General features: G+C 30.8%; 16 protein-coding genes. 9 read left to right on the top strand and 7 right to left on the bottom strand.

Annotated elements, in window-relative coordinates:
* The first annotated feature begins 81 nt into the window (after positions 1 to 81).
* On the top strand, positions 82 to 279 hold the full coding sequence (locus tag KLA_RS04965) for a hypothetical protein (RefSeq protein ID WP_013622067.1): 198 nt from the start codon (positions 82 to 84) through the stop codon (positions 277 to 279).
* A gap of 56 nt (positions 280 to 335) precedes the next feature.
* On the opposite strand, the gene KLA_RS04960 is transcribed toward KLA_RS04965, so the two are convergent.
* Positions 336 to 1,277: a LysR substrate-binding domain-containing protein gene (locus KLA_RS04960; protein ID WP_013622068.1), complete on the bottom strand. Its 942-nt coding sequence runs from the start codon at positions 1,275 to 1,277 to the stop codon at positions 336 to 338.
* Positions 1,278 to 1,383: 106 nt separating this feature from the next.
* On the opposite strand from KLA_RS04960, the gene KLA_RS04955 reads away from it, so the two are divergent.
* A complete protein-coding gene (locus KLA_RS04955; protein ID WP_013622069.1) occupies positions 1,384 to 1,857 on the top strand; it encodes a Dps family protein in 474 nt (157 codons plus the stop codon).
* A 78-nt stretch (positions 1,858 to 1,935) separates the two neighbouring features.
* Here KLA_RS04955 and KLA_RS04950 read toward each other — a convergent pair whose 3' ends face one another.
* From KLA_RS04950 to rluF, 5 genes are all read right to left on the bottom strand, one after another.
* Positions 1,936 to 2,358, bottom strand: a complete 423-nt coding sequence (locus KLA_RS04950; protein ID WP_013622070.1) for a DUF2141 domain-containing protein — start codon at positions 2,356 to 2,358, stop codon at positions 1,936 to 1,938.
* Positions 2,359 to 2,634: 276 nt separating this feature from the next.
* Entirely contained in the window at positions 2,635 to 3,534 is a 900-nt protein-coding gene (locus KLA_RS04945; protein ID WP_084470679.1) for a metallophosphoesterase, read from the bottom strand.
* A 54-nt stretch (positions 3,535 to 3,588) separates the two neighbouring features.
* Positions 3,589 to 4,185, bottom strand: coding sequence for an FMN-binding negative transcriptional regulator (locus tag KLA_RS04940; protein ID WP_034644421.1), 597 nt, complete (start codon positions 4,183 to 4,185; stop codon positions 3,589 to 3,591).
* A complete protein-coding gene (locus tag KLA_RS04935) occupies positions 4,186 to 5,025 on the bottom strand; it encodes an endonuclease/exonuclease/phosphatase family protein (RefSeq protein ID WP_034644419.1) in 840 nt (279 codons plus the stop codon).
* Entirely contained in the window at positions 5,018 to 5,755 is a 738-nt protein-coding gene (gene rluF, locus KLA_RS04930; protein ID WP_034644418.1) for a 23S rRNA pseudouridine(2604) synthase RluF, read from the bottom strand. Before rluF ends, KLA_RS04935 begins: the two co-directional genes overlap by 8 nt.
* A gap of 226 nt (positions 5,756 to 5,981) precedes the next feature.
* Here rluF and KLA_RS04925 point away from each other — a divergent pair, with 226 nt between their 5' ends.
* The 5 genes from KLA_RS04925 to KLA_RS04905 all read left to right on the top strand — a co-directional run bounded on the left by KLA_RS04925 (position 5,982) and on the right by KLA_RS04905 (position 9,165).
* Positions 5,982 to 7,304: a 2TM domain-containing protein gene (locus KLA_RS04925; RefSeq protein WP_013622075.1), complete on the top strand. Its 1,323-nt coding sequence runs from the start codon at positions 5,982 to 5,984 to the stop codon at positions 7,302 to 7,304.
* Between the two features lie 33 nt (positions 7,305 to 7,337).
* A complete protein-coding gene (locus KLA_RS04920) occupies positions 7,338 to 7,643 on the top strand; it encodes a 2TM domain-containing protein (protein WP_013622076.1) in 306 nt (101 codons plus the stop codon).
* Complete coding sequence (locus KLA_RS04915; protein ID WP_232228756.1) at positions 7,634 to 7,975, top strand: 2TM domain-containing protein; 342 nt, start codon at positions 7,634 to 7,636, stop codon at positions 7,973 to 7,975. The genes KLA_RS04920 and KLA_RS04915 overlap by 10 nt, the downstream gene beginning before the upstream one ends.
* Position 7,976: 1 nt before the next feature.
* Positions 7,977 to 8,318: a 2TM domain-containing protein gene (locus tag KLA_RS04910; RefSeq protein ID WP_034644416.1), complete on the top strand. Its 342-nt coding sequence runs from the start codon at positions 7,977 to 7,979 to the stop codon at positions 8,316 to 8,318.
* Positions 8,319 to 8,409: 91 nt separating this feature from the next.
* Positions 8,410 to 9,165 carry a LytR/AlgR family response regulator transcription factor gene (locus tag KLA_RS04905; protein ID WP_013622079.1) on the top strand — a complete coding sequence of 252 codons (756 nt, stop codon included), beginning with the start codon at positions 8,410 to 8,412 and terminating at the stop codon, positions 9,163 to 9,165.
* Between the two features lie 92 nt (positions 9,166 to 9,257).
* Here the strand turns inward: KLA_RS04905 and KLA_RS04900 are convergent, their stop codons facing one another.
* A complete protein-coding gene (locus KLA_RS04900) occupies positions 9,258 to 10,442 on the bottom strand; it encodes an LETM1-related biofilm-associated protein (RefSeq protein ID WP_034644414.1) in 1,185 nt (394 codons plus the stop codon).
* A gap of 143 nt (positions 10,443 to 10,585) precedes the next feature.
* On the opposite strand from KLA_RS04900, the gene KLA_RS04895 reads away from it, so the two are divergent.
* Entirely contained in the window at positions 10,586 to 11,263 is a 678-nt protein-coding gene (locus KLA_RS04895; protein WP_034644413.1) for a DUF4331 family protein, read from the top strand.
* Positions 11,264 to 11,284: 21 nt separating this feature from the next.
* Complete coding sequence (locus KLA_RS04890) at positions 11,285 to 11,980, top strand: hypothetical protein (protein WP_013622082.1); 696 nt, start codon at positions 11,285 to 11,287, stop codon at positions 11,978 to 11,980.
* Positions 11,981 to 12,012 lie beyond the last annotated feature (32 nt).

Here is a 12,012-nt window from a genome sequence, read left to right as displayed (position 1 = left end):
ATGATATTTAACACTTTATTTAGATACTTTTTTCAAGTTTTATCGTTAAATTTATGGAATAATAATTTAATAATTATAAATATGGCAAGAGCAATGTTTGATTACACTAAAACTGTTTTGCAAAAAGTAAGTTTTGATTCTAAGTTGTTTTGCAAAGAGCTAGAAAAAGCAATTTCAAGATTACTGCCTTATGAGGTAGATGAGCTTAAAGTCTGGTTAAATTCTTTTACTACTGATAAACCAGAACTAAGGCAGTGTATGATTTACATCAAAAAATAGTAAATACTTAAAAAGCCACCATTAAGGTGGCTTTTTTTATTTGTTAACCTATGGTTTTATTTGTTATTAACTGGACTAATAATTTTTACATCCTGAAAAGCAATTGCACCACGTACCACACTTGTAATAACATCATGAAGTGCATTGGTAATTTGTATTTTAAGTTCTTTTTTATGGTAAATTAAACTTACTTCTCTTGCAGGAGACGGAGCTTCAAAATGCTTTAAATTTTCTTTCTTTTTGCTATCTAATTCAAGAGTGTTTAAAAAAGGTAATAAAGTCATTCCTAAACCTTCATTAGATAAGTTTATTAAGGTTTCAAAACTTCCACTTTGTAATCTAAAATGATCTACAACATTATTTTTAGGCGACTTACAAAGGTTTATAACACCGTCTCTAAAGCAATGTCCATCTTGCAATAATAAAACATCATCAATATCTAAATCTTGTGGTGTTAGCTTTTCTATATTAGCTAGCCTGTGTTGTTTAGGTATGTACCCAACAAATGGCTCATAGTACAGCGGTTTTTCTTTTATAAACTCTATTTCTAAAGGAGTAGCAGCTATTGCAGCATCTATTTGCCCGTCTTGTAAATTTCTAATAAGAGTGTCTGTATTTTGTTCTTTAATTACTAAGTTTACCTTAGGAAACTTAGAAATAAATGCCTTTAAAAACATTGGTAGTAGTGTAGGCATAATGGTAGGTATAATACCTAAAACATATTCACCACCTATAAATCCTTTTTCTTGGTCTACAATATCTTTAATACGGTCTGCTTCGTTTACAATATTTTTTGCTTGTTCTACTATTTTTTTTCCAACTTCTGTAATAGAAATTGGTTTTTTACTTCTGTCAAAAATCTGAATGTCTAGCTCATCTTCTAACTTTTGTACCTGCATACTTAAAGTAGGTTGTGTAACAAAGCTTTTTTCTGCGGCAAGCGTAAAGTTTTGGTATTTGGCAACTGCCAATACATACTGTAGTTGAGTTATTGTCATTCTTAATAGGTTAAAGCTATAAAATTATAAAAACAAATGATTTTAATCATCACCAAAAGTACTAAATACTTACTAACTTTGTTGTATCACAAAAAGGATAAATATTATGGAATTAAACAGTATAGGATTAGAAGTAGAAAAAGCTAAAGAGCTAAACAGTAAATTAAATGTTTTATTATCTAGTTTTCAGGTTTATTACCAAAATTTAAGAGGTGTTCACTGGAATATTAGAGGTAGACGTTTTTTTGATTTACATATGAAATTTGAGGAGTTATATACAGATGCAAATGAAAAAGTAGATATGATTGCAGAGCGTATTTTAACCCTAGGAGGTAAGCCCTTGCATACATTTGAAGATTATATGTCTATATCTAAATTGCCTGTTGGTAAAAATATATCTGTAGATGTAGAAGCTATAAAATTAATTGTAAACTCTTTAAAAGAGTTATTAGTTATTGAGCGCGATTTATTAGAGCTTTCTGATGATGCTAATGATGAAGGAACAAACTCTTTAATGAGCGATTTTATTGCTGAACAAGAAAAAACAATTTGGATGATGAATGCTTGGTTAGAAGAATAGATGGTTGTTACCAAATTGTACGTAAAAAAGGAGATAAATAATTTTATCTCCTTTTTTTTATTCTTTTTTTTATAAATACTAAAACCTAAGTGCAAACTCTAAATCTGTATCTACTACATTAAATTTGGCTTCAGAAAATGTTGGTGGACCGTATGGAGTTGGTGATCCAGAAATGCAATAGCTTTCTTTAGGCATACCATTGGCCTCTCTGTCCATTTTTTTGTTATTGTTTTCATCATGCATTGCTAAAATAGCATACTCACCAGGTTTAACATCTTTAAAAACTATTGTTACCTTGCCATCTTTTATAGTGGTAATTTTATCTTGCAGTCCTCGTCCTCTCATAAAAGTTTCTGAAGAGTGTAAACCAGCCATAACTGTGCCGTCATCATTTAAAACGTTGTCTATTGTAACGGTAATTGTAAATGTTTCTGTTTTGGCTTGAGCTGTTGCTATAATGCTTGTAAAAAATAATGCTAAAAGTAATCCTAAAGTTCTCATAATGTTTGTGTTTTTATTGTTGATTATGACACAAAGATGCAGCACTACTTCAGTTTTTTAAAATGTAATAAACCCAATTGTAATTTTTTTATACTGAATTGTAGATTGTTTGTTTTAATTGACCAAATATGAAGAATAGAATGTAGAATATAGAGAATAGAATTTAGAGGATAGAATATAGAGAATAACTTATAAGTAGAAAGTCTAAAAAGTTTTGTGTAATGCTATGAAATAAAAAAAAAAACAGGTGTTGTGGGGGGAAATGAAAACCTATTTTTAATCTAAAAAAGAACGGTTGTAGCTAAACGGATTGCTTTTGTTTGGATCTACGGTTACTTCTACAGCTCTGTGTCCGCCATCTATTTGTACGCGTGTAATATTTTTTTCTGGCCAAGGTTTGTTGGTAAACCAAACGTGTCCGTCTCCTTGCAAATAAAGTATAGGTTTGTTAAACTCAGCTGCACTGCTTCTAAATACATTAGTAAAAGTATTAAACTTTGTTGCGTCTCCTTCAGTAATATTTGCGTGTCCAAAAACAACAACAGCATTTACATTGTCTTTTTCTGCTTGCAGGTGTTGTTGCACCCAATTGGCATCATCTGTTAACCTTGTTTCCCATTCGGTTTGGTTGTGCACATTACTACCTACTATATTAATACCTAAAAAAAGAACTTTATTCTGTATCCAACTAAAATTTTCTGGGCGTTTTTGTTGGTAGGTAATAGTAGGGCTAAAGCTCCAGTTTGTATTAAATTTTAAAAAGTGTTTGTTCCAATAGGCTAAACCTTGTTCTGGGTATGTACAGTCGTTATATTCATTATCACCTAAAACAATAAAAGTAGGGGCAGTAAATTGCTTTAAAAGGTTGCTTACATCTACATACACATCTTCTGTACAAGCCTCTGCGCCTGGCTTTATATCTCCAACGTGAATTACAAAACTAGATTTAGCTTTTGCATTATGTGCTGCAATTACTTTGGGTAAAGAATCTCTTTGAAAATCATTATAAGGTACATCACCAATAGCAGTAAAAATAACTGGTTCTATAGTTTTTGGGTCTTCATTTGGTTCGCTACTATCATTGTTAGAGTCACTAGCGCAAGACATAGTTTGTGTTGCTAAAAATACAAATACTACGAGTTTAAATAATAAAGGTTGGCGGTTAATGATTATCATACTTAAAAATACAAAATAAAATGGTAGTTGCTTGACTTACAGTAAGAACCCGTGTTATTTTTTCATATGTTTAGCAATTTCCTTGGCACTTGGATCTCTTTTTTCTAACTCTTCAATTATTTTTGGTTTGTCTTCTTCTCGTGTTTGTGATAGTTTGTACGTTGCTTGTATGTCTGTAATTTCAATCTCAAAAGCAACAATACCATTTACTTGTGCTAATGTACCTTTAGATAGGTTGTTTAAATGTAACGGGCATTCTGATGCTTGCTCGTACTTATCAACCAAATTATGCAATCCTTCCATAGCTGTATCTTTGTCTACAATGGTAATTTTGCCATAAATGTGTACAGCAATGTAGTTCCAGGTAGGTACTTCCTCGTCTTTGTACCATGATGATGATACATAACTATGTGGTCCATTAAAAATACATAGTACTTCTGGTGTTTCTTTAAAATTATGCCATTGCGGATTAGCTTTAGCAATATGCCCTACAAGTATATCCTTACCGTTTTTTGTATGTAACTCTAAAGGTATATGTGTAGCCCAAGGCTTACCATTAGTTTGGTTTACTAAAATGCCAAAACTATTATTTTTAATAAAGTTTTTTACTTCTTCTGTATTATTGTTTTGGTAGCTTGGTGGTATGTACATTTATTCTTTTATTACTGTTGCTAATACGGGTAAATGGTCTGATATGTGTTTGTTGTTATCTAGCCTGTCATCTATAACTTTTACAGATAAAATATTTAGGTTTTTAGCAAAAACATAGTCTATTCTGCGGTCTAAAATACGGTTTGTAAACCCATTAAAAGTACCTTTTGGTCCGTAAGGAGTAGTTTGGCTATTTGTATAACTGTCTGGTATGTAGTTTGTAATTGTAGTAATAGCCTCTGTGGTAGGTGTTACATTAAAATCGCCCATTAAAATAACTGGGTAGTTTTTGGTGTTTAGGTTCTTTATTTTTTCTACAATTAATTTGGCAGAATTTTTACGAGCTTCTACACCAATATGGTCAAAGTGAGCATTAAAAACCCAGTAATACTGTTTTGTTTTTTTATGTTGAAATAGCCCGTAAGTACAAATACGTTCCATTGCAGCATCCCAACCAACAGAAATTTTGTTAGGTGTTGTAGATAGCCAAAATGTATTAGATTTTATAACCTTAAAATTATTTTTATTGTAGTAAATGGCACTGTATTCTCCTTTTTGTTTACCATCATCTCTACCAACGCCTATGTAATTATAGTTAGGTAAATTAGAGTCTAAATAACTAACCTGGTTATGTAAACCTTCTTGTATGCCTAAAAAAGACGGACTATAATGTTGTATTAGAGCTGCCATTTTAGCTTTACGAAAATTCCAGTTGTTTATGGTATCACTAGTATTGTCATACTTAATATTGTATGTCATTGCTTTTACAGACTGGCACAGAGCTTTTGTAGTAGTAAAAGAAAATATAAGTACTAGTACAATAATAATTCTTTTATTCATCTTTGTAGGTTTTAGCAGAAGTTGATACTAATCTATTAATTTCTTTTAATTCTTCTTTAGTAAACTCACGGTATGTACCAACAGGCATATCTAAAGAAATGTTCATTATACGCACACGTTTTAGTTTTACAACATTGTATCCTAAATACTCTGTCATTCTCCTAATTTGTCTGTTTAAACCTTGAGTAAGTATAATTCTAAACTCGTATTTACTTAATTTTTCTACTTTACATTTTCTGGTAATAGTATCTAAAATAGGAATACCGTTACTCATTTGGTGTACAAAATCATCTGTAATAATATTGTCTACCTTAACAATGTATTCTTTCTCGTGATGATTTCTAGCGCGTAGAATTTTGTTTACTATGTCACCATCATTAGTTAAAAAAATTAAACCTTCACTAGGTTTATCTAATCTACCAATAGGAAAAATACGCTTAGGGTAATTTATATAGTCTATAATATTATCTTTTTCTACACGTGTATCTGTAGTACAAACAATGCCAACGGGTTTGTTAAATGCTAGGTACACAAAATCTTCTTTAGACTCAGATATTAGCTCTCCATCTACACGTACTTCATCTGTAGGAACAATTTTGGTGCCCATTTCTGGTATTTTTCCGTTAATGGTTACACGCCCTTGGTCTATAAGCTTGTCTGCCGCCCGGCGAGAGCAATAACCAACTTCACTTAGGTATTTGTTAATTCTGGTAGCCTGTATTTCTTTCATTATAATAACTTCTATGGTAGCAAAGATAGTAGATTGTTTTACTTATTACCTCTAAAAGTTATGGGTTTTGTTGCTTAAAAGGGGGTACTGCGTTAGTTTTTTACAACTCATCTGCAAATATTTACAATTGGGTTTTAAATTATTTGTGTTAAGGAACTAATACCCCAACTTTGTAACAGATAAGAACAGTAATATTTACTAAATTAGAGCCAAATCAGATTTTAAAATGTTCAATATAAAAAAGATATTAAAAATAAGTATTTACATAACAGTTGTAATATCTGTTATAAATGTACTTGGTAGTATAGGTGATGGCTTTTCATTAATAAAAACATTGCGTGGTATAGCAATTACCTTTCTTTATTCTTTTGTTTTAAGCGTGGTAAATTCATACTACTTTCAATATATATCTAACATTTATAGCTGGGAAGAGCAACCTAAAAAGAGATTGTGGCTTGGTGCATTAGGGTCTGTAGTACTAACAGTTATTGCTTTTGCAATTGTAAAATTTATAATTGCTATTGTGCTTTTTGGTACTAGCGTAGAGTACTATGTAAACAACCAAACGTTGTCTCCTTACATGATAGCTATACTAATATCTATAGTGGTTTCATTAGCATTGCACGCTTATTACTTTTACAAGTACATACAAGACTCTAAAATAAAAGAACAAAAAATAATAGCAGGTACAGCATCTGCAAAGTTTGATGCTTTAAAAAATCAGTTAGATCCACATTTTTTATTTAATAGTTTAAATGTGTTAACTAGTTTAATAGAGGAAGATCCTTTTCAGGCTCAAAAGTTTACCACATCATTATCTAAAGTATACAGGTATGTATTAGAACAAAAAAATAAAGATTTGGTAACTGTAGATGAAGAGTTGCAATTTGCTAAAACGTACATACGCTTATTAAAAATGAGATTTGAAGATAGTATTGTTTTTGAAGTACCTGAAAAAAGTAGCAATCCAGATGCCAAAATAATACCGCTATCACTGCAATTATTGTTAGAAAATGCAGTAAAACACAATATAGTATCATCTAACAAGCCTTTACATTTAAAGGTAGAAGAGATAGACAATATGCTAATTGTAAGTAACAATTTGCAAGAGAAAAAAGTAGTTAAAAAAAGTAGTGGAGTAGGGCTTAAAAACATACACCAACGCTACCAAATGTTAACAGACAGAACAGTAATTATTAATAAAGGCGAAACAGAATTTAGTGTTCATTTGCCAATTTTAACCAAACAAGTATCAACTATGGAAACGCAAAAAGTACATTTAGACGAAAAACGCTATCAAAGAGCAAAAGAAAGAGTAGAAAAAATTAAAGGATTTACATATAACCTAGTAGCATATTGTTTTGTTATCCCTTTTTTAATATGGTTAAACTACCAAACAACAGATTTTCCTTGGTCGGTTTTTCCTGCCTTTGGATGGGGATTAGGGCTTACAGCACACGGTATGGAAGCCTTTGGCTACAACCCATTATTTGGTAAAAATTGGGAAAACCGTAAGATTAAAGAATATATGGAGGACGATAAATTTTAAAAAAGAAATAATTAACCAACTAAAAATACAACTATGGAGATTAATACTAACCAAGATAAATACACAAGAGCTAAAGAGCGTGTAAAAGATGAAAAAGAGTTTTATAACAAAGTAATTTCGTCTGTATTTACAATAGCTATAGTAGCATCAATTAATTATTACCTAAACGAGTTTAGCAACCCTTGGTTTTTGTGGGTAGTATTAGGCTTAAGCATTAGTCTTATTTTTAAAGCAATAAAAGTATTTAGCTTTTTTCCGTTTATGGGTAGAGACTGGGAACAAAAGAAAATTAACCAGTTAATGAAAGAGGAAGAAGAAACAAGTAAAAAATGGAGGTAATGGAAAACTATAATGAGCAATACAGAAACGAAAAGCTAGAGAGGGCTAAAGAAAAAATAAAAGAATTAAAAGGCTTTTACATACATTTTACGGTTTATGTTATTGTAAACCTATTTATTTTAGGATCTATTGTTGTTAACTCTGGATGGGATGCCTTTTTTAATATAGGAACATATTTTACTCCGTTCTTTTGGGGATTAGGTATAGTAGGACACTATTCTAAAGTAAGCGGCTCATTACCATTTTTTAGTAAAGATTGGGAAAACCGTCAGATTGAAAAGTATATGGAAAAAGAAAAAAGAGAGTCAGAAGACTTTTTAAAAAAGAAATAAGATGAAAAAATCACCATTAAGTAAGTTAGAAAGAGCAGAGAAAAAAGTAAAAGAAATTAAAGATTTTTACAACCATTTGGGATGGTTTTTAGTAGTAAATATTGTTGTGCTAATTGTTAGGTTTAGACTGTTTGATATTTTTCCTGTAGAATCTATTTCTGTAGGAAAAAACATCTCTACTTGGATAGATGTTAATATGACGGTAATGCCATTACTTTGGTTATTTGGATTAATCTGCCACGGACTATATGTTTTTAAAGATAAGTTCCGTTTTTTTAAAAATTGGGAACAACGACAAATTGAAAAGTATATGGAAGAAGATGAGCAAACAAAATACTTGTAGTAAGTAAATAAAATTAATTTTTAAAAAGTAGAATTGGCATCATTAATATAATTTTTTTCTATTTTGCTATCACCATAAAATAACCAAACCAATGAACGTAATAATTATTGAAGATGAAAAACCAGCAGCAAGAAGATTAAGTAGGTTGCTTGCAGAATTAAATGTAACAGTCTCTACAATGTTACACTCGGTTGAAGAATCTATAATTTGGTTTAATGAGAATGATCATCCAGATTTAATTTTTTTAGACATACAATTATCTGATGGTTTGTCTTTTGAAATTTTTGATCAGGTAAATGTAAAAAGTGCTATCATTTTTACTACTGCTTATGATGAATATGCACTACAAGCTTTTAAGTTAAATAGTATAGATTATTTACTAAAACCTATAGATGATGAAGAGCTAGAAGTTGCCGTAAATAAGTATAAAAATATGACTGCTTCTAAAACTAAAATAGCTGTAGATTTTGAAGACATAAAAAAGCTACTTGTAAACCCAATTGAACGTGAGTATAAAAAACGATTTACAGTTAAAGTTGGGCAGCACATAAAAATTATTAATGCAGACGAAATAGAATGTTTTTTTAGTGAAAACAAAGGAACCTATGCTGCTACAGCAGACGGTAGAAATTACTTGTTAGATGTTACCTTAGAAAATTTAGAGTCTGAGCTAGAACCTAAAAATTTCTTTAGAGTAAGTCGTAAATTTTACGTTAATGTAAACTATATAAAAGATATTGTATCTTACACAAATTCTAGGCTAAAAATTGTATTAAATAAGTATAACGACTCAGAAATTATAGTAAGCAGAGAAAAGGTAAAGGACTTTAAGTTATGGTTAGAATAAGGTAGTTTAAATTACTGGAATTAAATTACTTGTTGTATTTAAATAATTAAGTATAAGTTTTATCTATATTAGCTTTTTTGTATAATTATAGCTTATTCTTCAATTCGGTTTTCATCAAAAGAAGAAGGTAGCAATTTAGGAATTAATTTAATAAAAATAGGTAGTAATATAGCACCTCCTGGTAACATAAATATTGCTAAAGAAGGTATACTTTTAAAAATATCTAATAGTTGGTTTTGTACTTTTCTCTTTTCTTCTACACTTAAATTTGTAGTAGTAGATTTAGATATTAATGCAACCAACTCTTTACTTTCTGCTAATTCTTTTTGTAACCTTTTGCTGTTTCTTAATATTAATTTGTTAGCAAATTTTGATGTGTTTTCATAAAATTTTTCAGCTAAATTATGGTCTTTTAAATGCGGAATTTTCTTTGCATTTTCCTTAAAAAAAACAGCAACTTTTTCAATAGATTTTTTAACCTTATTTTCTTCTAAATTTAGATCTTTTGCAATACCAAAAACAAACTCAGATTCTTTGTAGTCTAATGTTAAATCTTCCCAAGCTGTCACGCAAATTATATCCATCAAATATTGGTATACTTCAGGCGAAAATTTATTAACCAAACGTTCTCTGTAATGCGCATCAAAATGATGATAATCGTCTGGTAAAAATGATAATGAAGCAATAAATAAATAGCTTAAACGCTCATCATATTTTTGCTGTTGCTTAGAGTTTAAAGTGTGGTGAACTAAATTTATTAGAATATACTCTAGCTCTTCTGCATACTTTTTTAGATTCTTTTCTTCTTTTAAAAAACGTTTAAAAAGTAATACATCAACAAAAAGCAAGGTGTTTGTAACAGAACTTCCAAAGGTTTTGTTTATTAAATTATCCTCTAAAAAAACTCTAGATTTTAGTATAGCCTCTAATTTATTACTTGCTTTTGAACCTGTAAAAACTTTATCAAAAAAGCTAGAATTTATGTCTAAAGCTTCATAAAAACGAATAGTTAAATCTATAAAATTGGCATAATTATAATCCTTTTTTTCTAATAAATATGTGAAATATAATGCGGAAATTAGGTTGGCTTTTGCATTTTCATCTTCTGTTGGTGTATGGGTAATTGGTATAAAATGTAGCCATTTTACGTGAATTCCATATATAAAACCTGTAGTACAAAGACTACGGTATAAGTCATTAAAATTAGAGTAGACAACAGTACTATTGGTTACTATTTGTCCAAACTTATCTATCCAACCAGAAGCAGACGGGTTCATAACTTATTTTTTTGCTAAACTATATATTGTTTAGTTGCAATTTAGGGTTTATTTCTGTTTAACAAAATTTTAACAATTAAAAACCAAACCCTACTTTTTAAAGCTCCGTAAGTAGGGGTGAATTATAATTAAAACATACTACAATGAGAAAAAACAGAAATTTATTAGTTATATGCTTACTAGCAATAGTAGGTGTAGTATTGGTAGCGGCAGATCATATAGATGCACCGTCTACTACAGGACAAACTGCAGATATTGCAGATTTTTATGCTTTTGAGCCTACAGAGGGATCTGACAATACCGTATTTGTAGTAGACTTACAAACCAATGTTTTACCAGATTTAGCTTACGGTACTTTTGATGAAGGTGTACTAACAGAAATTAATATAGATAAAGATGGTGATTTAGTTGAAGATTTAGTAATACAAGCTATACCAAGAGACGGTGTTATGTACTTTTTTGGACCTATAGCACCATCTGCTACTGGTTTAAGTGGTGAGGCTATGGTAGACGCTCCATTAGGTTCAGTTGCTATATCTGGTGCTACTGCTACGGTAGAAGAACTATCTAATGGGGTAAAACTATTTGCAGGCCCAAGGCAAGATGCTTTCTTTTTTGACTTTACACAGTTTAATGCAGTTATAGGCGGTATGGCTCCAGAAGGTTTTAAGGCTGTAGGTGAGGCTACAGATACTTTTAATGGTGCAAATACAATGTCTATTGCAATAGAAATTCCTAACACTATGTTGGGTACAACCACAGCTACTAATGCTTTAGGTTTAGAAGTGTACAAAACTTGGGTAACTACAAACAAAAAATAATAATACTAAAAACTTACAATTATGAAATTATATAATATAAAACACCTGGCCTTAGCTTTTGGAGCTGCATTAACTATAGCATCTTGTTCTGATGATGATAATGGAGATATGCAAATGGAACCAGAAATGACCGATTTTTCTGGAACATACACACAGGTAGACCATATGGGTAGACCTGGTATTAACACAGTTTTGTCTTATGATGTAGAAGGGCAAGCAAGTGTTAAAGATGCTCAAAATGTTACAGTACCTTCAGAAATGGGTGCAATGTTTCAGGCTGGTTTTGAAGCTAGGCTAGAGCAATACCATGATGTTTATGCAAATTTATTAGGAGCAGATCCTGCAGATGTAAACTACGAGAACAATATTTTAGGTTTAGACGCTGCAACATTAACGGGTTATTTAGCAGCAGATGTATTAGAAGTTGCTCCTAATTTACCAACTACATATTTTAATCCAGGTACAGATAATGATGGTGATGGTAGAGTTCTTGTGCCAGATGGGGATGAAGTTGCTTTAACCGGAAGATTAATAACAGATGACGTTATTGATGTTTCTTTAATACTACTTTTTGGAGGAGAAGAAGGAGACCGTTTTAGTGGTCAAGACACAGATGGTGATGGTACAGCAGATTTACCTCGTTTAACATCAGATGGTGTTAGCTTAACAGCAACAGTTTCTACTGATTTTCCTTTTTTAGGAACTCCAGAAAACTAAACACGTACTAATTGCAAGGGAGGTTTAACCTC

Source organism: Cellulophaga geojensis KL-A, from assembly GCF_000568425.1.
GTDB classification, from domain to species: Bacteria; Bacteroidota; Bacteroidia; order Flavobacteriales; family Flavobacteriaceae; genus Cellulophaga; species Cellulophaga lytica.
Note: the sequence above shows the minus strand (reverse complement) of the source record. Positions and strands in the feature narration are given on the sequence as shown.

Excerpts from the sequence above, each read along its gene's own strand:
- KLA_RS04945 (WP_084470679.1), bottom strand. The coding sequence starts at position 3,534 with ATGATAATCATTAACCGCCAACCTTTATTATTTAAACTCGTAGTATTT.
- KLA_RS04900 (WP_034644414.1), bottom strand. The coding sequence starts at position 10,442 with ATGAACCCGTCTGCTTCTGGTTGGATAGATAAGTTTGGACAAATAGTA.
- KLA_RS04950 (WP_013622070.1), bottom strand. The coding sequence starts at position 2,358 with ATGAGAACTTTAGGATTACTTTTAGCATTATTTTTTACAAGCATTATA.
- KLA_RS04920 (WP_013622076.1), top strand. The coding sequence starts at position 7,338 with ATGGAGATTAATACTAACCAAGATAAATACACAAGAGCTAAAGAGCGT.
- KLA_RS04940 (WP_034644421.1), bottom strand. The coding sequence starts at position 4,185 with ATGTACATACCACCAAGCTACCAAAACAATAATACAGAAGAAGTAAAA.
- KLA_RS04895 (WP_034644413.1), top strand. The coding sequence starts at position 10,586 with ATGAGAAAAAACAGAAATTTATTAGTTATATGCTTACTAGCAATAGTA.
- KLA_RS04910 (WP_034644416.1), top strand. The coding sequence starts at position 7,977 with ATGAAAAAATCACCATTAAGTAAGTTAGAAAGAGCAGAGAAAAAAGTA.
- KLA_RS04890 (WP_013622082.1), top strand. The coding sequence starts at position 11,285 with ATGAAATTATATAATATAAAACACCTGGCCTTAGCTTTTGGAGCTGCA.
- KLA_RS04935 (WP_034644419.1), bottom strand. The coding sequence starts at position 5,025 with ATGAATAAAAGAATTATTATTGTACTAGTACTTATATTTTCTTTTACT.
- KLA_RS04905 (WP_013622079.1), top strand. The coding sequence starts at position 8,410 with ATGAACGTAATAATTATTGAAGATGAAAAACCAGCAGCAAGAAGATTA.
- KLA_RS04960 (WP_013622068.1), bottom strand. The coding sequence starts at position 1,277 with ATGACAATAACTCAACTACAGTATGTATTGGCAGTTGCCAAATACCAA.
- rluF (WP_034644418.1), bottom strand. The coding sequence starts at position 5,755 with ATGAAAGAAATACAGGCTACCAGAATTAACAAATACCTAAGTGAAGTT.
- KLA_RS04915 (WP_232228756.1), top strand. The coding sequence starts at position 7,634 with ATGGAGGTAATGGAAAACTATAATGAGCAATACAGAAACGAAAAGCTA.
- KLA_RS04955 (WP_013622069.1), top strand. The coding sequence starts at position 1,384 with ATGGAATTAAACAGTATAGGATTAGAAGTAGAAAAAGCTAAAGAGCTA.
- KLA_RS04925 (WP_013622075.1), top strand. The coding sequence starts at position 5,982 with ATGTTCAATATAAAAAAGATATTAAAAATAAGTATTTACATAACAGTT.
- KLA_RS04965 (WP_013622067.1), top strand. The coding sequence starts at position 82 with ATGGCAAGAGCAATGTTTGATTACACTAAAACTGTTTTGCAAAAAGTA.